The 22,434-nt window shown below is 40.2% G+C and carries 20 protein-coding genes and 1 tRNA gene; 10 read left to right on the top strand and 11 right to left on the bottom strand.

What is annotated here, in order from left to right; translation table 11 throughout:
• Nucleotides 1–9: 9 nt before the first annotated feature.
• Together ACH11B_RS27835 and ACH11B_RS27830 are read right to left on the bottom strand one after the other, a co-directional pair.
• A complete protein-coding gene (locus ACH11B_RS27835; RefSeq protein WP_377611532.1) occupies nucleotides 10–3,180 on the bottom strand; it encodes a SusC/RagA family TonB-linked outer membrane protein in 3,171 nt (1,056 codons plus the stop codon).
• Between the two features lie 309 nt (nucleotides 3,181–3,489).
• Nucleotides 3,490–5,577 (bottom strand): TonB-dependent receptor, encoded by a 2,088-nt coding sequence (locus ACH11B_RS27830; RefSeq protein ID WP_377611530.1) that lies wholly within the window; start codon nucleotides 5,575–5,577, stop codon nucleotides 3,490–3,492.
• 81 nt (nucleotides 5,578–5,658) lie between these two features.
• On the opposite strand from ACH11B_RS27830, the gene ACH11B_RS27825 reads away from it, so the two are divergent.
• Complete coding sequence (locus tag ACH11B_RS27825; RefSeq protein ID WP_377611528.1) at nucleotides 5,659–6,495, top strand: hypothetical protein; 837 nt, start codon at nucleotides 5,659–5,661, stop codon at nucleotides 6,493–6,495.
• On the opposite strand, the gene ACH11B_RS27820 is transcribed toward ACH11B_RS27825, so the two are convergent.
• From ACH11B_RS27820 to ACH11B_RS27805, 4 genes are all read right to left on the bottom strand, one after another.
• Nucleotides 6,485–6,661, bottom strand: a complete 177-nt coding sequence (locus tag ACH11B_RS27820; RefSeq protein WP_377611526.1) for a hypothetical protein — start codon at nucleotides 6,659–6,661, stop codon at nucleotides 6,485–6,487. The genes ACH11B_RS27825 and ACH11B_RS27820 overlap by 11 nt on opposite strands.
• 332 nt (nucleotides 6,662–6,993) lie before the next feature.
• Complete coding sequence (locus ACH11B_RS27815) at nucleotides 6,994–7,368, bottom strand: GreA/GreB family elongation factor (RefSeq protein WP_013668353.1); 375 nt, start codon at nucleotides 7,366–7,368, stop codon at nucleotides 6,994–6,996.
• A gap of 330 nt (nucleotides 7,369–7,698) precedes the next feature.
• Nucleotides 7,699–8,175 carry an OsmC family protein gene (locus ACH11B_RS27810; RefSeq protein WP_377611524.1) on the bottom strand — a complete coding sequence of 159 codons (477 nt, stop codon included), beginning with the start codon at nucleotides 8,173–8,175 and terminating at the stop codon, nucleotides 7,699–7,701.
• Between the two features lie 63 nt (nucleotides 8,176–8,238).
• The gene (locus ACH11B_RS27805) at nucleotides 8,239–8,706 is read right to left on the bottom strand and encodes a nucleoside triphosphate pyrophosphohydrolase family protein (protein WP_013668351.1); all 468 of its coding nucleotides are present in this window, start codon (nucleotides 8,704–8,706) and stop codon (nucleotides 8,239–8,241) included.
• Nucleotides 8,707–8,917: 211 nt separating this feature from the next.
• On the opposite strand from ACH11B_RS27805, the gene ACH11B_RS27800 reads away from it, so the two are divergent.
• Nucleotides 8,918–9,268, top strand: a complete 351-nt coding sequence (locus ACH11B_RS27800; protein ID WP_130856485.1) for a single-stranded DNA-binding protein — start codon at nucleotides 8,918–8,920, stop codon at nucleotides 9,266–9,268.
• A 50-nt stretch (nucleotides 9,269–9,318) separates the two neighbouring features.
• On the opposite strand, the gene ACH11B_RS27795 is transcribed toward ACH11B_RS27800, so the two are convergent.
• From ACH11B_RS27795 to ACH11B_RS27780, 4 genes are all read right to left on the bottom strand, one after another.
• On the bottom strand, nucleotides 9,319–9,837 hold the full coding sequence (locus tag ACH11B_RS27795) for a hypothetical protein (RefSeq protein ID WP_013668349.1): 519 nt from the start codon (nucleotides 9,835–9,837) through the stop codon (nucleotides 9,319–9,321).
• Nucleotides 9,838–9,915: 78 nt separating this feature from the next.
• A complete protein-coding gene (locus ACH11B_RS27790) occupies nucleotides 9,916–10,620 on the bottom strand; it encodes an SDR family NAD(P)-dependent oxidoreductase (RefSeq protein WP_377611522.1) in 705 nt (234 codons plus the stop codon).
• A gap of 77 nt (nucleotides 10,621–10,697) precedes the next feature.
• Nucleotides 10,698–11,600, bottom strand: coding sequence for a lysylphosphatidylglycerol synthase transmembrane domain-containing protein (locus ACH11B_RS27785; protein ID WP_377611520.1), 903 nt, complete (start codon nucleotides 11,598–11,600; stop codon nucleotides 10,698–10,700).
• Nucleotides 11,601–11,605: 5 nt separating this feature from the next.
• On the bottom strand, nucleotides 11,606–11,956 hold the full coding sequence (locus ACH11B_RS27780) for a hypothetical protein (RefSeq protein WP_013668346.1): 351 nt from the start codon (nucleotides 11,954–11,956) through the stop codon (nucleotides 11,606–11,608).
• A 250-nt stretch (nucleotides 11,957–12,206) separates the two neighbouring features.
• Here ACH11B_RS27780 and ACH11B_RS27775 point away from each other — a divergent pair, with 250 nt between their 5' ends.
• Both ACH11B_RS27775 and ACH11B_RS27770 read left to right on the top strand, forming a co-directional pair.
• Entirely contained in the window at nucleotides 12,207–12,728 is a 522-nt protein-coding gene (locus tag ACH11B_RS27775) for a hypothetical protein (protein WP_013668345.1), read from the top strand.
• Nucleotides 12,729–12,917: 189 nt separating this feature from the next.
• On the top strand, nucleotides 12,918–14,102 hold the full coding sequence (locus tag ACH11B_RS27770) for an aminopeptidase C (RefSeq protein ID WP_207303764.1): 1,185 nt from the start codon (nucleotides 12,918–12,920) through the stop codon (nucleotides 14,100–14,102).
• Between the two features lie 64 nt (nucleotides 14,103–14,166).
• Here ACH11B_RS27770 and ACH11B_RS27765 read toward each other — a convergent pair whose 3' ends face one another.
• Nucleotides 14,167–17,202, bottom strand: a complete 3,036-nt coding sequence (locus tag ACH11B_RS27765; RefSeq protein ID WP_377611517.1) for a DUF2723 domain-containing protein — start codon at nucleotides 17,200–17,202, stop codon at nucleotides 14,167–14,169.
• 283 nt (nucleotides 17,203–17,485) lie between these two features.
• Between ACH11B_RS27765 and ACH11B_RS27760 the strand changes: the two genes are divergently transcribed.
• From ACH11B_RS27760 to ACH11B_RS27735, 6 genes are all read left to right on the top strand, one after another.
• A tRNA-Gln gene (locus ACH11B_RS27760) sits at nucleotides 17,486–17,556 on the top strand.
• Nucleotides 17,557–17,623: 67 nt separating this feature from the next.
• On the top strand, nucleotides 17,624–18,580 hold the full coding sequence (locus ACH11B_RS27755; protein WP_013668342.1) for a ribose-phosphate pyrophosphokinase: 957 nt from the start codon (nucleotides 17,624–17,626) through the stop codon (nucleotides 18,578–18,580).
• Nucleotides 18,581–18,670: 90 nt separating this feature from the next.
• Entirely contained in the window at nucleotides 18,671–19,258 is a 588-nt protein-coding gene (locus ACH11B_RS27750) for a 50S ribosomal protein L25/general stress protein Ctc (RefSeq protein WP_013668341.1), read from the top strand.
• A 68-nt stretch (nucleotides 19,259–19,326) separates the two neighbouring features.
• Nucleotides 19,327–19,887 (top strand): aminoacyl-tRNA hydrolase, encoded by a 561-nt coding sequence (pth, locus tag ACH11B_RS27745; protein WP_013668340.1) that lies wholly within the window; start codon nucleotides 19,327–19,329, stop codon nucleotides 19,885–19,887.
• A gap of 61 nt (nucleotides 19,888–19,948) precedes the next feature.
• Nucleotides 19,949–20,293, top strand: coding sequence for an ArsC family reductase (locus tag ACH11B_RS27740; protein ID WP_377611515.1), 345 nt, complete (start codon nucleotides 19,949–19,951; stop codon nucleotides 20,291–20,293).
• 135 nt (nucleotides 20,294–20,428) lie between these two features.
• On the top strand, nucleotides 20,429–22,393 hold the full coding sequence (locus tag ACH11B_RS27735; protein WP_130856491.1) for a M1 family metallopeptidase: 1,965 nt from the start codon (nucleotides 20,429–20,431) through the stop codon (nucleotides 22,391–22,393).
• Nucleotides 22,394–22,434: the final 41 nt, after the last annotated feature.

Below are 22,434 nucleotides of genomic sequence, written 5' to 3'. Positions count from 1 at the left end.
TGTTTAGATTTACAGGGTGATTTTAGCGCCAATCGAAAATCTTCTGATTGGAGGATAGTTGTAATATGCACTGCCACTGGCATTACTATACGTAGTAGAAGCGCCTACTTCCGGTGAAATGCCCGTGCCCCGCACGGCGGAGAAATAATGCAGATTATTGCCGGAAAGGGTAAGAACCATGCTTTTTACCCCCAATTTGCTGAAAACGCTCTCGGGTAGACGATATTGTAGGGTTACTTCCCGGATACAGAGGTAGTCTCCTTTGTAATTGAAGACGTTAGACGTTCTCGAAAAGTTCGAATTACCGGCATCCGGATCGTTCGCCGTAAACCGGGCATATTTCGTGTCATCACCTTCTTGCTTCCATGTCTCCTTCACTCTGTCCACAAGTGTATAATTGTTGGCGAAGGTATTCATGAAATAGCGCATATACGCATTATGGTTGATGGAATGACCCAATGCCCAATCCACAAAGATATTTAGACTAAAGTTTTTGTAAGAAAAGGAGTTGTTCAATCCACCGGTAGTGTGTGGCACCGTTACGCCTAGCTCAAATTGGTCCATATTATTGATTCGTCCATCACCGTTACGATCCACCCATTCATAGTCGCCGGGCAGCTTGCGTCCGCGAACGCTCTTTCCGTCTGCAGGATCCCAGCCTCGAGCGCTCTCATCATATCGCGCATTTGCCGCTTGTTCGGCGTTTTGAAGGATATGATCTACCATATAACCGTAATATCTATACAAAGGTTCCCCTTCAGCCGTACCACCATAAGCTGTTCCATCCGATAAAGTGATTCCACCGATACGATTCCGATCACGGCCATTGTCGGGCAATTCAAGTACTTTATTCTTAACAAAGCTCCAGGTAAGCTTAGAATCCCAAGAAAAGGCGTCCGTCTGAATGTTTCGTGATGACAATTCAAGATCATAACCATAGAACCGTACCTTACCGACATTGGTTTGCACATTATTAAACCCGGAAGTATTGGGCAGCTCCATGCTGAAAAGAAGATCTTCCGTGATTTTGTTGAAATAATCGGCGCTGATTGAAATCCGACTGTTAACAACATTCAGATCGAAACCTGCATCGAACTGCGTAGAGGTTTCCCAAGTCAGTTTTCTGTTTTGCATAATATTCGGCAGAATACCCGCATTTCCGTTATATCGTGCATCGGTGGCGAAGCGACCCAGGGCATCGTATAATCCGATGGAGTTATTACCTGTTTGCCCGTAACTTGCCCGCAACTTTAGGTAGTTAATCAATCGGTTGTCTCTTAGGAAATTTTCATCCGACATAATCCAACCACCGGATACACCCGGAAAAAAGCCCCAGCGATTTTCTTTTGCAAATAAGGACGACCCATCCATTCGGAAGGTGGCCATCAGAAGGTATTTTTGTTTAAAATTGTAAGACAACCGCCCAAAATAACCGATAAGGACCTGTTTGTCAAAATTACTGTCCGCACCGGTTTTGTTCGGCCCGGCAGTAAGTGTGGGTACTTTATCCGAGCTAGCGCCCGTGGCGCTGGCGGAAAATCCTTTGTTATCTGTAACCTGATAAGAGTAACCTGCCATTCCGGACACGGTATGTTTGCTGTCAAAAGTCTCGTCATAAGAAAGATAGGCATCCAGTTTTGTTCGTTCCAGCTCTCCGAATTCCGCTTTAGTGGTCCGAAGGCCACTGAATTCGTGAGCTTTCTCAAAATAGTCATATTGCGTGACATGGCTATAGTTAGAAACTTGAACATTGGCCTTTAATTGGTCTAAAATCCGGTAATTTAATCCTCCAATCAACGAAAGTCGTTTGTCTTTATTTGCTACATCCCGTGTGTAGTCCCACCAAACCGGGTTTGGCGAGCTGGCATTATAGCCAGGTGTTGGCCGTCCATCAGCATAGTATACTTTCTGGGTAGGGGGAGTGGCTAGGCCTCTGGCAATCACGTTCATCTGGTTCTCGAACTGACTTGACTGTGTTGATGAGAAGTCAAAAACGGTGTTCAGCGTAAGTCGATCGGATATTTTTACATCAGTCTTTGCGCGCGCACTATAACGTTTATAACCGGTCCCTAAGGCTACCCCCGCGTCATCCGTATAACCTCCGCTCGCTGCATAGCGAAGAAATTCGTTACCGCCATCTACACCCAGGTAGTAATTTTGCCAAAGCGCTTCGCGGAACATCAGCGATTGGTAATCGTTATCCTGATAGATTAAAGTTTTACTTGGATCCAATGGATCCGGCATCGAATGATACCCTGCAGGCACAGCTTCACCCTCCCTTAGGTATCGAGTGGAATAAAGCGAATTTTCATCATTGCCCGAACTGGCCGAATATCCCGAAGCGTTGTTGTACTCAGGGGTCGGACTCAAGGCCACGGCGGGCCTTACCGTATTGATATAGTCGCGCGCGTTCATGAAGTCAATTAGCGTTTCCGGCTCCTGATATGCAAGGCTTGCGTCAAAAGTGATCAGTGGCGTTTGTGAAGCTGAACCTTTTTTCGTAGTAATCAGCACGACCCCATTGGATGCGCGTGATCCATAGATGGCAGTCGAAGCAGCATCTTTCAGTACTTCAATTGATTCAACATCATTGGGATTGATCCCCGAAAAAGCTCGTTCTACTCCATCCACCAAGACTAACGGATCGTTTGATTTATTAATGGACGAGCCCCCACGTATCCGAAAAACGGCATCTGCTCCCGGTGTATTGTTAGATTGATACACCCGTGCGCCGGCAACTTTTCCTCTCAATCCTTCTCCCACTGTGCTGATGGGAATGTCTCGCAAAACTTCTCCTTCAATTTTTGTAATCGCCGAAGTAATTGTTCTGCGGGATTGTGTACCATAACCAACCACTACTACTTCATCTAAATTTTCATGTGTCTCGGTCAGCGTGATGATAACTTCATTGGAAGCCGGGATTGCAGTTTCTTTTGTTTCAAAACCAATGGTTGAAAAAACAAGTGTTCCACCTGAAGAGGGAACGTCGATACGAAATGCACCGCCTTCATTCGTGGTGGCTTTTACAGCCGAACCCTTAAGTGAGACGGTCACCCCTTCTAACGGCTTTCCGTCAGCCCCACTGACAGTGCCGGTAACCTTTCTGTCTTGTGCGACTGCAAGTTGCGTTGCAAAAGCAGTGCAATACAAAAAAATAATGAATAACAAACGAACCTTCATAACATCGTGTTAAGTTTACTAATTGGAATTGGTTATTATGTAGAACATATAAACAAATATAATAGACTTAATTCCGTATTTCAAAACTTTTGTTAAAAAATCGAAAGTGGATTTTTTGTAGTGAAGGAATGTCTATTAAAAATTGCTTATAACTGGTTTTTTAGTTCTTATGTAGAACATATTTCAAATATACGATATATCTGATCAAAACAAAAAAATGTGTAGATCTTATTTTTTTGAGAAAGAAGTGAAAGAGTTAACAATTACGCCATTTACCAAGCATATGACGAATTTCCTAGACTCAAGCAATTACAGTTGTACATTCAGGCCCATATAATAATTGCGTGGCATCGCTGCGTTGTAATAGCGCCCACCAAAGGCATTAATGTCATTTCCCAAGCTGTAATTTTCGTTCAATAAATTATCAATTCCAGCAAATAGTTGGAGTCTGGTTGTTCCGAAGATTGATTTTTCCCAGCTAAGTTTGCTTTGTACTAAGTGATATCTTTTTGCATAAGCTGTATTGGCATCGTTCAAAGGGATGGAAGAGGTATAATTATGTTGAAGATAAAAACTGAATTTTTTTGGGAAAAGTATGTGCATTCCGCTCACTACAGTCTCTCCGGGTACTCCTGTTAGTTTATTCCCGGAATAGTTATTTCCATTATCGCGGTAATCATCAAACCTAAAGTGACTCCATGTAAAGTTGCTTGAAAGACGCAATCCATTAATAAACCGATGCGTATCGGGTTGTAAGATCCACGCACTTACAGCGGCCTCCACACCCCGTTGTTTAACGCCTCCTGCATTGGTAAAAAACTCTTCTCCATTTTCATTGCTTAAACGTACGATCGCATCCTGCATTCGATAGCTGAACACTGAAATATCCAATTGGAATCTATTGCTGCTGCTCTGCCATCTGACGCCGGTTTCTTTGTTCCAACCTGTCTCCGGCTGTAGTGCGGTGTTAATAATTTTATCCGAGGATCTTACTTCCGCAGCAGTAGGTGGAGAAAAGCCTCTTCCAACAGAAGCTCTCCAGCTGATAGCTGGCGTAATTAAATAAGAGGCTGCCACCCTCGGCATCCACGTTGGTTTAAAATCCACTATTTGATACTGATCATTGGTCTCTGGGAAAAGACCTTTGTAAGCATATTTATAATAGTTAAGACTTAAGGCGGCTTCTATATTCAGCCGCTTTGCTAAGTCGCCTGAAAAACGGATAAAGTAAAAGTGTTGATAATTTTTAAGCGCGTCTCCGGCTTGTTCCTTTCCCTGCACACCTCCATTATTGTCGAAATTAAGTATATCGGCTTTACTTTGCTGCCATTCTATGCCTGCATCTGCTTGCCAAGCGAAATTTGAGTGAAATTGGCCGGTATAAGAGAAATAGGAACGCACTCCATAATTATGTTCATATCTTTTTTCAAAGTTCGTTATAAAAGGATTCTTAAAATCGGTATACGATCCGAATACAGAAAATACGTGCTTAAGATGACTTGTTAAGAAGGCATCGTGAATAAGACCTCCCAAAAGGGTGTTGTTGTAAATCGCTGCCTGCTGTTGTGTAGCTCCGGGATTAGGACCTGCGGCTGGTCTTGCCTGCTTGGGATTTTCTGCATATTGTGCTTCAGTAAGTCCTCCCGGTGTTCTGTAAGCCATACTGGAGTATAGACCGATAAAACGTAATTCGTTCTTTTCGGTATATTTGAAACGTTGGGCAGTTTGTATAAAGTGTCGATGACTGGCGGTATTTTCGCGATATCCGTCTGATCGTTGATAAGCATAATCTAAGCCTACATTATACTTGTTGTTGACCACATAATTGCCGGTAAGGTGATGATGGAACAATCCATAAGAGCCTGCGCTTTCTCTTATACCCCATGTGGTGGAGGGGTTACTTTGCAGTCCATTCGGTGTCATAATAACTACTCCGCCTGAGTTTGCACCAAATAAGCTCCCATCTGGTCCCTTTAAAATGGTAATATTATGAAGTGTAGATGGGTCGATGGAATTCAAATAGGTGTTGCCACTGGCATCGGTTAAGGGCACTTCGTCTACGTATATTTTAACGTTTCTTACACCAAAGGGAGACCGCAGTAAGCTCCCTCGGATCGACAGTCGGTAGCTACCGGGCGAGCGTTCCTCCATGCGCACACCGGGAATTGTGTTAAAAGCCGGTAGCAAGGTGGTCCCCTGTTGCAAATTCAATAATTCTTTATCAATGAGACCAACAGAACTTGTCAGTTGAAGATAGGGCTGTGTTCTTAAGTAAGCTCTTACGGAAGCCGTAGGTAACTGACGTAAGGTATCAGGTGTTTTTTCTTGTGCGCGGCTTTCTTCAATAGATGATAGGCAAAGGCTTAGAAAAAGTAATGCAAAAAAACTAAATTTCATTTTTTGTCTCAGGATATTAAACTAAAGTAGTAAAAGCTTGTCAAATAAGCAATCGTAGACTTATTATTAAATCGTATCTTTATGAATAGACTGTTTTCCCTTCTTGGTTTGACATTTCTGTTTTCTTCCTGTTCGACCTATTATGTGAGTAAATTAAATAGCCCTGATCTAAATAAGAACGATGAAACGGGTGTGTTCGTTTTTGAAAACGATTCTGTACAAGTTACTTATAATTTTTTCGGAGAGAACGCGCCGGTTACCATTGACGTATATAATAAACTAAAGGAACCCCTTTATATCGACTGGCAGCGATCGGCATTGATTGTTGGTGACCAAGCAACCAGTTACGTAGGAGACAACCTGGTTATTAAGGGACGCAGTTTGTCTACCGGTTCGAGTTACCGCACTTTCGATGATTGGCGTACGTCACTAAGTGAGGGTGCCTTTGCCGGTACAGCAACTGTTCCGCAAAGCATAACATTTATACCACCTCATTCGAAGATAAAACAGACCAAATTGAAACTCGCTAATTTGTTTTATGAAAATATAGCTGACTCAAGCTATAGAAGTGTCGACCTTGCAACGATTGATGGGGCGATGCGAAAAATTAAAGTAAGAAATTACACACAAGAAAACACACCCCTTACCCTCAGAAGCTATTTAACAATGTATGTGCGTGACGATAAAACCGAAAAAACGAAACGAATGGTCTTCGAACAGAATTTTTATGTAAATCAAGTATCGAAGCTCGGGATAAGCCCTGCCAATCTTTTAAGCTTTAAAAGCAAAAGAGGAGATACTTTCTTTAACAAGAAGACAAAGGGGCGGGGCGTTGCATTAGTAACTGCTGCAGTGGCTATTGGTACGCTGGGATATGTCGCTAACGAAAGAAACGAAACAGCGCGGTCTATTGATTGAGTAAGGATTCGTTCTTTACCAATAGCACTTCATCTTGTTTGATGAATAGGTAACCAAATTCATAACAGAAAAAATACTTGCTTCCTTTGGCGGTATTGAGTATATGCGTATAATGTTTGAAATCAAAACCCATGTTTGAAAGGTCCTCTTTGAGGACCTTTTTCATTCCGTTGGGATTGAGATCCATTATTATCCGCCTATTCCTTTTGAGTATAGCGTTTATGCGACGAACATAGTTCTGATCTTGAGTTTTCAGTTTATTGTTGAAATTACTTCGGCAGGCATCGTTGCAGAACTTTTTATCTGAACGACCGATTAAAGGCTCCTGGCAATCTAAACAAAACCGATTCATAGTTAAATGCGCGATTAGTGTTGCTCAATAGGCTGAATGTTGCAATATACCAAAATAAACAACGAATGCTACGGCGCGACTAGAGAATGAATAAACTGAACAATTTAAATTTTTCGATTTCATCCTGAAAATTATCCGGTGTTTGCTCACTCTACTTTCAATATAACATATCTTTTTATACCTATCGGCATTTTCCATTCTACCTGATCACCTTCTTTAAATCCGATTAGGGCAGAACCCATGGGGGTAAGAACAGATATTTTCTGTTGCTTCATATCGGCCAAGTCGGGTGTTACGATACGAAATACCATGGTGTTTTGGCTATCGAGATCTTTTACCATAACTTGCGAATTGAGTTTCACCCGTTCCTTTTCAATGGCATCTTTTGCAAGAACCTTTGCTCGCCCTAACTCATAAGCCAGCGACATGGTCTGGTCGGGATTATTGGAAGGTCTTACGTGTTTGATGAGTACATTATAGTCTTCCTCGGATAATACAACTTGATTTTTTAGATTATTCATATTCTTTATAGTTTTATAGATAGCAAAATTAAATTGAACGAAATTGCAGAAGCTCATCAATCAGGATGAGCTTAGAAAAATTATTGAATGCTAAGTGATTTTTCCCCGAGACTAAGTGGATTTCTTGAAAGGGAAGTCCGGGGTTTGCATGTGGAATTCCTTAAGACTGGAAAAACGGTAAAAACTCTCCATACAACGATGAATTGTATAGAAGGAGATCTTCCCTAAATGACCTTGTAATGTCTTTTCCACAATAGCAAAGCTATGTAAAATTTGTAGGAAAGACAATAGTTTCCTGCAACGGTTCAGTAATAACAGTAAGGGAATCATTTATCCCTGTTTCACTGAACACGTAGGGTGATGGTGTACTTTAAAATTAACTGAGTTAGCGATAAAACAAAGTTCATTTGCTTTCTTATGAAGGGCGATTGCCGTTTTTATCATATCTTCTTCGGCGATAATCACACTTGGGTGAAGGTGAGCCTCGCTGAAAGCGCCTCCACCTTCATTTGTTTCAATCATGGATGCCGTCGCATCATCCGTATACGCTAGAACTGTTATCTTGGCCTCTGCGCATAGATGCAAATACCACAGCATATGACAGCTCGATAAGGATGCGAGCAAAAGCTCTTCGGGATTATATTTAGTACGATCCCCTCTAAAAGCGGGATCGGAAGAGCCTTCTATAACTACTTTTTGATTAACAGCTATTTTATAACTTCTATCATATGCACTATAGTTCGCCGTACCTTTCCCCAAATTACCCGTCCATTCCGTTTGAAGTCGGTATTGATGTGTTTTCTGCATGGTGGAAAATATAAATAAAATACAGCTCGTTTGTAAGCCGGTTTCTTTAGAACAAATGATCTGTTAACTTTCGATAATACCTTTAAGGTTGGCCGGAGAATAGTTGATCGACTTCAAGGTCTTGCGGTCTTCCGTTCTATATACCAAGTATAGATCTTCCTGTTGCTCGTAGAAACAGTCGACACCTTTGTTTTTATAATGAAGTACCGTTGCCTCGGCTTCTTCTATACTTTTGCAGGCTTTGCTCATGTTTGAACGTTGGACCTCGTCAAAAAGTGTCTTGAACTTTTCTGCTAAACCAAATTCAAGAATAGCTCCTGACAGCACATATTGAATATCGCAAAGCGCATCCGCAACTTCTACAATGTCGTTGTTTTGGATAGCCTCTTCTAATTCTTTCAATTCTTCGGCAATGAGTGAAACACGTAGTTTGCAACGTTGTTCACTGGGAATTGTGGGATCTTCAAGAATAGGATGTTTAAATGTTTTATGAAATTCTGCGACCGAGGTAAGCGTTATGGGATCCTGCATGATGATAATAAAATTTTTTTCAAACATAAAAAAAATGGAGGAAATCACGGCAATCAATAAGTGATCTCACGGAAAGATTTATTGGTCGTTTTCGGTTTCTTTAACCGTTTATAAACGGATATAAACGGATATACCCGTTTATTATACGACTAGATCATGGAGCTGTGCGAAATTTGTGGGTACATACAGTTTTTCAAATTAATCAATAATTATGAGCACTTTAAAAAACAGCGTAAGATTGACAGGCTTTTTAGGGAATAAACCTGTTATTAAAAAATTTGGCGATAACAAATGTTTAGCGCGTGTATCACTTGCAACCAACGAGCGTTACAAAAATCAAGAAGGAGAATGGTTAACGGATACTCAATGGCATCAACTGGTTTTTTGGGGGAAAGAAGCTTCCTTTGTTGAAAAAAGTTTGGATAAGGGAAGTGAAATATCCATCGAAGGAAGATTAATCAATCGAAGCTACACGGATAAAGAGGGGGTAATCAGATATGCCACGGAAATCGTTGTCAATGAGGTGCAGGCAATTCGTAAGATGGAAACGCATTCTGAATAGCTATCGGAGCATTGTCCCGCTACGGTCCTAGTGGGACAATTGCATAAAAATTAAATGTTTTTTGTATTAAAACTCTTACGAGTATACGGGCCGGGAACAGCATGATCCCCCTCTTTGAATACAAAATTTACCACTTTAATATTTGCTAAGTCAGTAAAAGCATACGTTGCTTCTGCCAGGTAAGTAAGAGCACCGGTTGTTCCCATTTGCTGCGTCAAAAAAGTAGCATTTGGAATATTGACTAATAACGTATCGTGGCTGGTTTTTCCAAGTTCTAATTTAATTTCAGGGTATTTGATATTTAGTGCTTCAGCAAGTTCTTCTTTATTTAAAGGAACTTTACTCTTCTGTGGATTCGCCTGTAGCTCTATGCGTGTTGTATTTGAGTCAACAACAGCAATAAAGGGCAAGGTCAGCGTTTTGCTCGCTGAGGAAATAGTTTTCGCTGTATCAACGGTGTCTGAGCTAGTTCGATTAGCTTTATTCTCTTGTTCGTTTCGACAAGCGAAAATTAAAAAGGACATCATTGTTATAATGATAATTCTTGTGAATGACTTTTTTGCTCTCATGTGATTTTTACTAAAGTCCAAAAATTCCTTTTGATACTGACTTGCAAGCGTCTAGAACTTGCAGATCATCATTGCATTTTATGGTGTTGTAACCGCCACCGGTAATACTTTCCCATTAAAAAACTTATGTCCGGTCAATGCAAAATCCGCAATATATTTACCCATTTCAAAAGCAGCAATCGGTGATTGGTAATCAGGGAACGCTTTTTCAAGCATTTCTGTTTGTGCCGACCCCAGTGCGAGACAGTTGATGTGAATCTTTCTCTCTGCAAATTCAACGGCCAAGCACTCTGTCAGTGTATGAAGTGCCGCTTTACTCGCCGAGTAGGCTGCCAGACCTGGAAATTTTACGCTACCCTGAAATCCGCCCATGCTGCCGATATTTAAGATATGGCTTCCAGCCGGCATGATTGGACAAAGGTGCTTAATCATTTTTACATGTCCTAAAACATTTGTTTGTAACATTTCTGCAAAATCAATCGTGCTCGTTTCTTCAAAAGATTTATTGATGAGAACCCCGGCGTTGTTAATTAATATATCAACATGACCTATTTTTTCTACAATAAACGGCAACAGACCCGACTCATAGTCATCATGGACGATGTCAAATCTTGCCGGATATATATTGCAATCGGGATTTAGACCTTTAGCTATTTCGAACAGCTTTTTTAGCTTATCATGTGATCGGGCCAAAGCCACGACATGATGTTCATTTAGTAAGATTAGCTCCAAAACGGCTTCAAATCCTACACCGCTGCTCGCACCCGTTATTACTATATTCATATTTAACACTAGTTTTCACCTACTATGCACTACATTCCAGTGCTGTAAATGTTTATATAAAGTTAATATTCTTTTCCTTAGTCGGCTAAATCTATCTCATTGGTTTCGGGAAGCTTTTCCTCTCCCAAGGCTTTCGGATGAAAGGTGAAATAGGAGCCCAGCAAGGATATAATTGCTGATATAAAGTATGATATTAAACTGATCAAGATCGCACGGTGGGAGTCTAAATGGAAAAAATCTGACCCATACATAAATACGACTTCCCTTGCTCCTAATCCGCCTATTGACAAAGGAATCACCGCAACAATTTGCGAAAGCAAAAAGAGCAATAGGTAAGGAGAGAATTTGCCTTCGAAATGTAGTCCATACAAAATGCATATCGCGCAAATTACCTGTAGTGATTGAACACCCAATGCCTTGAGGTGCTTGAAAGTAAATGAATAGGCATAGTCATTAAAAAATCGGCGCATAATTAAATAATATATAATCGTTCCGATGATGACTACGAGAATGGGGATCCAATTGGGAATGCCAAGTTTTGGAATGAAAATAACGAGTGCAGCAGTTATCAGACAGAGAGCCCATAAACCACTTAGTCTGTCAAAAAAAACGCATGACAGTAACTTTCTTCCTTTTACTTGATATTTTTTACGCAAAAAGTATATTTTGTAACCATCGCCACCTATACCACCGGGTAATGATATGTTATAGAACATACCCAACAAGTACAATTTGAAATTGTATAACTCCGGAAGATTGAGGTTAATGCCGTTGAAAAACGTATTTAGTCGCCATGCGGAGATAACAATCGAAATAAAGAAGCTCAAAAAGCCAAGGAAGAGAAACAAAGGGTCAGATTTTGTGAAAACTTCCTTCAAGTCGTTCAAACTTACTTTAGTAAATACTAAATATAAGGCCAGGGCGGTAACGGCAAATTTTAAGAGTAATTTGGAAGTAGTCCAGAGTGTCTGTTTGGTCATTGGGGCTATTTATAGATCAGAGGAGCTAAGCGGATAAAGAGCATGATTACATAAATGATCAGAAGTAAGGTGTTTAGCGAGAGCATCCAGTTGAGGTCTGTTTTTTCGTGGCGAGCCCTTCCTGTTAAGATTAATAAGGTTAAAAAGCTTAAAAATAAGATTAACGGAAATACAAAGACCCATTTGTTTTCAATATACACGTAAGTAGTTTCCATTTTTGCGCCGATCTCATCGTCTACAAAAACAGGGATAACAGCTGCTGCCAAGATAAGGATAAAAAGGCGTACCAATAATTTGGAAACAAATTTACTTATGGTATGATTTTTGGATATGGATTTCTTAGAACTAGACTTCATGTACTTATTTTGTTATTTTTTTGCAGCTGCCTATAATTAAATCGAGCGATAATAATTTTAAAAAGCTGCACAATGCTATATATTTGCGTTGCGTTTTTTATTACTGAAACCTTTACAAAGGAAACAAATGTACAACTTTATTGTATTAAGATTAAAATCTATCACTAAAGAATAAACGGCTATCGGATGCGATTCGTATCGCAATCGGAGTAATCTTTAGTGAGTACTTTACCATTAATAACTAGTAAGAATGAAAACAACTTTGAAACTTTTAATTTTAGTACCCTTTCTGTTCTTTTTCGTTGGTTGTTCATCCTCGAAACAAGCAGTATCGTCATCCTCGCCTAGTTCCGGACAATGGAAGAGAGGTGTGAAGGGACAATGGGTACTTAATAGTGTTGAGAAAAAGAACTTTCCCTCAGGCGCTAATGTGAAGCGTATTTTTGATGAAGCACCGATTGATTGCTTTATAGGAAGTACTTGGAACTTGATCGCTAATGGAAAAGGCACCATTACGTTCTCAACTGATGGTGAACTTTGCGCACCTGGTGCAACACGAGACATTTTTTGGTCGATTTATGAACCTGAAAATGGGGGAGAGGCTCAATTTCAATTTAAAAAGCTTTATCCCGGAGAAAAAGCTAAAAATGTAACTGAAGGTTACCGGTTGGATTTGGCTTATGCAGATGAGCAAACATTTACTTTACAAATGCCCGTAAATACGGGAGGTAATAACGACTCGTTTTTGGAATTTAAATTCAGTAAACGCTAAGTTAGCTTAATAAAGATTTTACAAAGCTCTGTAAGCAATTAAGTTACAGGGCTTTTGTTCTTTTTTGGGTATCGTGAATAAGCACATTTTACCACGAACCTTCCAATATATCAACCTCTTCTTGTAGTTTGTTTCCTAAAATTCTACATTTACGGCCCTAAACATATTTCACGCATGCTAAAATTTAATATGAAAACGCTCGTCGTTGCCGCGGCTTTCTTTATCGCAGGCAGTGGGCAGAGCTTTGCACAAGACAATCTGGTGAGGGCGCTTCAGAACAACCGAAGCGACAGCAGTAAATTCGGATTTAAGTTTACAGAAGTAATCAACCTGCAAAATACATCTGTAAAGAATCAAGGGTCATCGGGTACATGTTGGAGTTATTCAGGAAATTCCTTCCTTGAGTCTGAAATGATCAGAAATGGGCGAGAGCCGGTAGAAATATCTCAATTATTTACCGCAAGAAATGTATATATTGAGAAAGGCAAAAATTATGTTCGTTTACATGGTGGTTTGAGTTTGGGCGAAGGCGGGCAACTGCACGATGTGATCAATATGTATCGTAAATATGGTGCGGTGCCTCGTGACGTATATACCGGATTAAATTATGGAACGGAGGGGAACAAGTTGGCAGAAATGAGCGCGATGACAGATGCCATATTAGCTGCGGTTGTGAAAAATCCGAATGGTAAGTTAACGCCCAATTGGATCAGTGCCTATACCAATACAATTGATACTTATTTAGGGAAAGTTCCTGAAACGTTCAATTACAAAGGGAAAAGTTATACACCAAAATCCTTTGCTAAAGAAGTGATCGGCTTAAATGCGGATGACTATATAGAGCTTTCTTCTTTTAAAGACCATCCTTATTATAGTAAATTTACGCTTCTGATTCCGGACAATTGGTCTTTTGATCAAGTTTATAATGTTTCAATGACCGATATCACTGCTATTATCGATCATGCATTAAAAAATGGGTATACGGTAGGTTGGGCTACAGATGTAAGTGAGAAAGGGTTCAGTTGGAAAAACGGCGTGGCTTATGTGCCCGAGAAAGCTTATGAAAAAATGACGGAGGAAGAGAAGGCGACTATGTTCAATGGTCCGAAGCCTGAATTGGCCATAACGGAAGATTTGAGGCAACAAGCTTTTGACGATTATTCTACCACAGATGATCATGGAATGCATATCGTAGGTTTAGCCAAAGATCAAAATGGTAAGGAGTATTATATAGTGAAAAATTCGTGGGGTGTATCAAACGATTATAACGGTTATCTTTACGTGACCAAAGCCTTTGTCCAATTTAAAACCACTGCGTTTATGTTGCACAAAGGGGGCTTGCCTAAAGATATAGCTAAAAAATTAGGATTGTAGCTTGTTCATTATGCTGCTTAGAAAAAAAAAAGCGCCTATTGACAAATGCGATAGGCGCTTTTTTTTAGCCTTGGGGAGTTCCCGAAAATAGCTTTTCGATATTGTTTAAGGCGTCTTCCAAAGCCTTTGCTTGTTTGCTTTGTTTATACTCTTTAGCAAGTTCCGCTGAACTGTAGATAATCTGTGTGCCGATTTGAATGTTTTGCATTTCTAAATTAGGCTTTGTGTTTGCAATTGCGATGTAATACCGCAGAAGCTCATCTACATATTTGCCATTTTGTTCCAAGAGTGCATTTGCTTTATCAGTCATACCAACCTGATACAATTGTCGAGACAAGAAATATAGCACCCTTGATTGGCCAAGTGAGTAAATACGTTTCGGAACCACAGCTAAGCATCTTTCCAATACCTTTTTAGCTTCCTCCTTGCGTCCATCTTCATATAAAGTCTGGCTAAGTGTACTGAAGTTGTTGATAATCAAAGAAAGCATTCCATAAGACTCATGATCAAGATAACGTGCCTTGGCCATATTGCCCCATACAAATTTATTCATCGTATTATCATAGAGGGCATCGACATTTACAGTTTCTCCCATCCGCATCTGCTCTTCCGTCTTATTAAATTTAACCGGCATGAGTCGTAATGCGAAACCTTCATTAATCAGGTAGTTGTCAAGACCCAAATAGTTACTGTTAGGTACGGTTGTAGCAAAATAGATCGGCCGTTTCCAGTTGTTATGTACCAAAATATCAAACATGGCCAATTCTGCTTTAGATACAAAATCCTTATTATAGGTCCAAACCATTGTATCCACAATATTATTATCCCATTTTGTAGGAACTACCTTGTTTTTCAAAACGTCAGCCTTATTTACCGTCAGTTTAAAGTTTTTGGTAAACAGATAGTTTGACCGACTACCATCTTGGTATTCAACTTGATCATTTGGATTGTCGGACAACAAAACGTCCAGAACGGAGCTTAATTCAATCGGTTGCTTGAATCCGGCATCCATAAAAGATAAACCATCACGTGTTCCTTGTTTAAACTGACTATCCTTCATAGTGATAGGCAGGGCATCCGCTTCGTTCACTTTTTCTTTCATTTGGCGTACATACCAATCTGCGCTCAATAAACTAAGATTAACAATGCGGACGTCGGGTCTGAAATTTTCAACTTCCTGCACATACCAAAGCGGGTAGGTGTCATTGTCTCCATATGTAAACAAAATAGCGTTAGGCGCACAGGATTGCAAATAATCTTTTGCGAGATCCCTTGCTACATATTTAGTAGAGCGATCGTGATCATCCCAACCTTCTTTCGCCATTAAAACAGGAGCTGCGAGTAAGCCAATGAGCGTAGCCGCGATGCCTGCTGTTTTGGCATTGGTTCTCTTCTGTAGCATATCAGCCAGGCCAATGACGCCTAATCCGATCCAAATAGCAAAAGCGTAAAAAGATCCTGCATACGCATAATCGCGTTCGCGTGGTTGGAGTGGCGTTTGGTTAAGATAAAGTACAATAGCCAAACCGGTAAAGAAAAAGAGCAGACCAACAATACCGGCATCTTTTTGATGACGCTTAAAGTGCCATAATGCGCCAATTATACCTAGAATTAGAGGCAATCCATAAAATTTGTTATTCGAGGGATCTGTTTTTAATGATTCAGGTAGTGCGTCCTGGCCACCTAGGCGGGCTTGGTCAATTGGTTTGATACCCGTAATCCAATTCCCTTCGGTGAAGCTGCCGTCACCTTTTTGATCATTTTGTCTTCCAACAAAATTCCAGAAAAAATAGCGGGCATACATATGTCCGACTTGGTAAGTGAAAAAGAAACTGAGGTTGTTTCCGAAAGTCGGTTGGTCGTTCTCTCCCAAGTTTAACCAGCTTCTGTAAAATTGCGGATGCCCTCTTCCCGGATCATTACTATAAATACGCGGGAATATGGTTTCGCGATCATAAACATAACTGTATTTTTTTCCTATATTCTCATACTTTTCTTCGCCTTTGATATAACTGTTGCCTCCTTCCTTCCGATCAATAATTTTTGAGGTAAAGTAGGGTCCTTTCAATAGTGGTTCTTCACCATATTGTTCGCGATTAAGATAACCCAAAAATGAAAATGCGTTATCGGGATCACTATTGTTTAAGCTTGGATCAGCTTTTGCACGTACTAAAATCATAGCAAAAGAACCATATCCAAAAATAATAAAGCATATGCCCAGCAAAATAAGATTGAGCCGGGGTTTTGCTTTTTTAATTGAGTGGAATATGCCAAATGTCAAGCCTCCTATTACCAATAAAGCAAAGAATACAACACCGGTACCAAAGCCCAGACCCAATGTGTTGACAAAGAAAAGGTCAAAATAGGCGGCAAACTTGATTAAGTACTGAATGATTCCCCATAGTACAAATGCCACAATAACACAGCCGATAAGAAGGGTTTTAAAAACACCGCTATTAGTCGGACTTTTAACCCGTTTAAAATAAACGACCAGTGCCAATGCCGGAATGGTTAACAAATTGAGCAAGTGAACACCAATAGAAAGCCCCATTACATAAGCTATTAATAATAGCCATTTGTCGGCACGGGGTTCCTCTGCATGAGCTTCCCATTTCAAGATTGCCCAGAACACGATAGCAGTACACAGTGAGGACATAGCGTACACTTCGGACTCCACAGCAGAAAACCAAAAAGTGTCTGAAAAGGAATAAGCCAAAGCGCCCACAAGGCCTGCACCCATAATTTGAATGAGATTCCCCTGTGTAAGTTCTGTACCGCTTCTCCATAGTACTTTACGCGCTAACGCGGTGATGGTCCAAAACAAGAACAGAATGGTTAAGCCACTGGAAACAGCAGACCCAAAGTTCATCCAATAGGCAATGGACTCTTTATTGCCGAAAGCCAAATTGCTAAAGATATTTTGCAACATCAAAAAAAGTGGGGCGCCGGGCTGATGCACAATCTGCATCTTATAGGCCGCTGCGATAAATTCACCACAGTCCCAATAACTGGCTGTAGGTTCTAGGGTTAACACATAAACTAAGGTGGACACCATAAATGTTATCCATCCAAGTAAATTGTTTGTTTTGTTATAATCCATCAGTTACTATTGTTTATTTCATTCTTTTATGCCCATACCTTGTTAGGATAAACGCATAATATATCATTATAATACAATTAAGTGCCGAAAATAAGTATTAGTATTGATATAAAGGAAAAATTAAAAAGTAAAAAGTAAAAAAAGGGGTAGTGAAAAAAATCCGCTTGATATTCAAGTAGGTGCTAAAAAAGCGAAAAAAAATGAATAAAATATTTTGAGTATTTAGAATATCGCTTTATATTTGCACTCCGTTTACGGCAGAAGGCTGATAAACACAAAGGATTGCCCGATAGTATAAAGGTAGTACAACTGATTTTGGTTCAGTTTGTCTAGGTTCGAATCCTGGTCGGGCAACATAACAAAAGAGAACTCGGGTCGTTTTAAAACGGCCCGAATTTTTTTAAACACCAAACCCGCACTCATGCCTCTTCAATTTAACACGGTTAAATTATTTGCCGGATCTGGTAGCAAAGAACTGGCTCAAAAAATCTCTCAAGCTTATGGAAAGGAATTAGGTGAGATGACTTTGTCTCGCTTTAGTGATGGTGAATTCCAGCCTTTTTATAACGAATCGGTTCGTGGTAGCGACGTATTTTTGATTCAGTCTACCTATCAGCCCACTGATAACTTATTTGAATTGCTTTTAATGATTGATGCTGCAAAAAGAGCATCTGCCCACTATATAACGGCAGTGGTGCCCTATTTTGGGTTTGCCCGTCAGGATCGCAAAGACAAACCTCGGGTGGCTATAGGGGCGAAGATGATCGCAAATTTGTTGACAGCTGCGGGGGCTCATCGGATTATGACAATGGATCTGCATGCCGCTCAAATTCAAGGTTTCTTCGATATACCTGTTGACCACTTAGATGCGGCGAGCATTTTTGTGCCTTATATAAAATCGCTGAATCTTCCCAATCTTACAATAGCTTCGCCTGACATGGGCGGTTCTTACCGAGCGCGAACCTTCGCCAAATACTTTAATGCCGAAGTGGTTATTTGCGATAAACAGCGCAAGCGGGCGAATGAGATTGAATCAATGTCTATTATCGGCGATGTAACGGGGCAAGATATTGTGTTAATAGATGATATTTGCGATACCGCCGGTACTTTGTCAAAAGCAGCTTCCCTCATCATGGAAAATGGTGCCAGCAGCGTACGGGCTGTATGTACGCATCCCGTCCTTTCCGGCAAGGCTTACGAGACGGTAGAGAACTCGGTATTAAGCGAATTGATCGTTACCGATACAATTCCTTTAAAGGGAGAGAGCAGCAAAATCAAGGTGTTATCGACGGCTGACTTATTTGCACGTGCGATAACAAACATCAATGAGCACGGATCAATAAGTGATCTGTTCAAAATTTTTGATCAAAATAGATAATCGATCAAAATTTTTTCTATCTTTGCAGCCTTGAAAAACGGAGTATATCATTATATTCTAGACGTATAAAAAATTAATAAATACAAATAAATGAAATCAATTGCTATTAGCGGTTCTCCTAGAGAGAACGTAGGGAAAAGAGACGCAAAAGAATTACGCTACGCCGGTAAGGTGCCTGCTGTTCTTTACGGAGGTGGTGAACAATATCACTTCGCTGTGTCCGCAGCTGATTTGAAACCTTTGATTTATACACCTGAAGTTAATTTCGTAGATCTTGAAATTAGCGGAAAGAAGTATCAAGCAATCGTTCAAGAAGCACAATATCATCCGCTTACGGATCAAATTATTCACGTTGACTTTTTGGCTTTAAGTGATGATAAAGCTGTATCAATGAATATTCCTATTGCCTTGACAGGCACATCACCCGGTGTAAAAATGGGAGGTAAGTTGGTTCAGAAATTGCGTAAATTACGTGTAAAAGCCTTACCTAAAGATATGCCTCAAGTGATTGAAGTAAGCTTGGAGTCATTAGAAGTAGGTAAGTCAGTACGTGTCGGTGCGGTGGAAGTTAAAAATGCTAAAATCCTTAACAATGCTGATGATACGATCGTTTCAGTAATTATGTCGCGTGCATTAAAACAAGCTGAACAGGAAGCTGCTAAAGCCGGTAAAAAATAAAAATCTTTTTAAGAATTTACCAAAAGCATCCGGTGATCAGCATCGGATGCTTTTTTTATAGGGTAAAAATGAAATATTTAATCGTTGGTTTAGGTAATATCGGGCAGGAATACGCGGACACAAGACATAATATAGGGTTTATGGTAGCGGATGAACTCGTAAAAGAATTTGGTGCCGGGTATTCTACCTTGAAATATGCTTTTTATTCGGAATTTAAACATAAGGGTAGAACCGTTCATGTCATTAAGCCCACTACTTATATGAACTTGAGTGGAAAGGCTGTTAACTATTGGATGCATGAGCTTAAAATACCTATTTCCAATGTTTTGGTTATTGTGGATGACTTAGCTATACCTTTTGGAAGCGTTCGTATCAAACCGAAAGGGAGTGCTGCCGGACATAACGGACTCAAAAATATCGAAGCCCTTTGTGGAGGACAGCAATACCCACGTTTGCGCTTTGGTATTGGTGATAACTACCCAAAGGGGCGGCAAATAGATTATGTTTTAGGACCATTCGATCAAGAAGAAAAAGCCGACTTACCGGCACTTATTGCACATTCCGTGGAAGCAATTAAGAGTTTCGTAACGGTAGGCTTGGAATTGACAATGACAAATTTTAATAAATAACTGTAGTTAAAGCTGTAGGGGTTAGCCATTAGCTAATACCTAAGTGTTAAATATTAAAAATATGAAAGTTTACGGAATCAAAAACTGCAACACGGTAAAGAAAGCATTGGATTGGTTAAATAAGAACCACGTTTCTTACGAATTTCAGGATTTCAAGAAGTTAGGTGTCAGTGAAGATACTTTAGCACGTTGGGAAAAGGAAGTGAGCTGGGAATCCTTAGTAAATAAAAAAGGTACAACTTGGCGAAGTTTAAGCGATGCGGAAAAAACGGCAGTCATAGATCAGCAAGCGGCCAATAAATTGATGCAAGCAAAAACCAGCATTATTAAGAGACCGGTTATTGAATCGCCGAAAGGCCTGATTCTTGGGTTTGACGAAAAGGAATACCAAGATAAACTAAAATAATTGTTACAAAGGCTTAAAATAGATATTTTAAGCCTTTATTTTTATAGGCAGCCTTAAAAATAAAGTTATATTAGCGGCTTATAGTCAAAGCCAAGGCAAATTTTTGCCTTACAAATTATTTTTCGATTTATAAGTATGCTAAAACAACAACCCTTCATTGCGCTCATTGCTTTTATTCTTACGATAGGGACCTCCTTTGGTCAGACTGTCCCTGCGCCAAGCAAATACGATTATGAAAAAGCCTTTGCCCCGATCTTTTATACCCAAAATGGAAACGAATATCGGTCAGCTAGCGGGAAACCTGGCGTAAAATATTGGCAGAATCGTGTTAACTATACAATAAAAGTTCGCTTGAATGAGGAACGCAAAGAGATAGAAGGCGTTGTATATTTAGATTATACCAATAACAGTCCGGATAGGCTTGACTTCCTGTGGTTACAATTGGATCAAAACCTTTTCTCGAAAAAGAGTCGCGGGGCACAGATCGTTCCGGTAGGAAAAAGCAGATACGGTTCGCATGATACACCTTTTGACGGAGGCTATACGATTGAGGCTGTTAAAGGAGCCGATGGTAAGAGTATAGCTTATCAGGTCAATGATACAAGAATGCAAGTTTTCTTACCGGAAGCTTTGGACGCAACGGGAGGAAACACCAAGCTTGCCATCCATTATCGCTATACGATACCGGATTATGGCGCAGATAGAACCGGCATACTGCAAACTGCCCATGGGGATATTTTCGCCATTGCACAATGGTATCCCAGAATGGCTGTTTATGATGATGTGTTAGGCTGGAATGTACAGCCTTATACAGGTCCGGGCGAATTTTATTTAGAATACGGTGATTTCAATGTTGAAATTACGGCTCCTAGCAAACATATTGTCGTCTGTGGAGGAGAGCTGTTAAATCCCGATGAAGTCTATACCGAGGAGCAGCTAAAAAGATGGGAAAAAGCTAAAAAAAGCGATAAAACTGTTATGATCCGTTCCGGTGAAGAAGTGACAAACCCAACATCCAGGCCACAGGGCAAAAAAGAACTGACTTGGCGATTTAGACTTAATCGTAGCAGAGATATTGCTTGGGCTTCATCGAGCTCGTTTATTATTGATGCCGCAAAAATTAACTTACCTAACGGACAAACATCAATGGCCGTGTCTGCCTATCCGATGGAAAGTAATGGTAATAATGCGTGGGAACGATCAACAGAATATACGAAATCATCTATAGAATATTATTCAAGCAAATGGTATCCCTATCCTTATCCGATTGCCGTAAATGTTGCCTCGAACATAGGAGGGATGGAGTATCCGGGAATTGTTTTCTGTAGAAGCACCGCCAAAGCAAGCAGCCTGTGGGGCGTAACAGACCACGAATTTGGTCATATCTGGTTTCCTATGATTGTGGGAAGTAACGAGCGTCTGTATGCCTGGATGGATGAAGGATTCAATAGCTTTATCAATACCCTATCAAAAGAAGCGTTTAATAACGGTGAATACAGAACAGCGAAATACAATGGACATGATTTGGCGCGTGTTTATTTTAGCGATGACGTTGAACCTATTATGTCGTCTCCACAAAATATGAAGGAAAGTAATATAGGGACACTTGCCTACAGGAAGCCACAGTTGGCATTAACAATTTTGCGCGAACATATATTGGGCGAGGAACGATTCGATAGGGCTTTTAAAACTTATATTGACTATTGGGCCTATAAACACCCTACACCATTTGATTTCTTTAGAACCATCGAGAACGTGGCAGGCGAAAATTTAAGTTGGTTTTGGCGGTCATGGTTTCAGTATAATTGGAAATTGGATCAAGCGGTTGAAGGCGTGAAATATGTAGAAAACGATCCTGCCAAAGGTGCGATCATCACCGTTTCCAATCTCGAGGAAATGCCTATGCCGCTCATAGTTGAAATTGTATCAGCAAACGGTAACAAGCAGCGGATAAAGCTTCCGGTAGAAATTTGGGAAAGAAATCAGACATTCTCATTTAAAGTGGCTACAAATGAAAGGCTTAAATCGGTTGTTATTGATCCTGATAAAGTTTTTCCGGACATTAATCCTGCCAATAATAATTGGACCGATGTGCAATAAATGTTAAATTTTATGTTTTAGCTAACACTTTTCGCCAAAAA

This window comes from Olivibacter sp. EAT-5 (assembly GCF_044784325.1).
GTDB classification, from domain to species: Bacteria; Bacteroidota; Bacteroidia; order Sphingobacteriales; family Sphingobacteriaceae; genus Olivibacter; species Olivibacter oleidegradans.
This window is presented reverse-complemented; position numbering and strand designations above follow the sequence as displayed.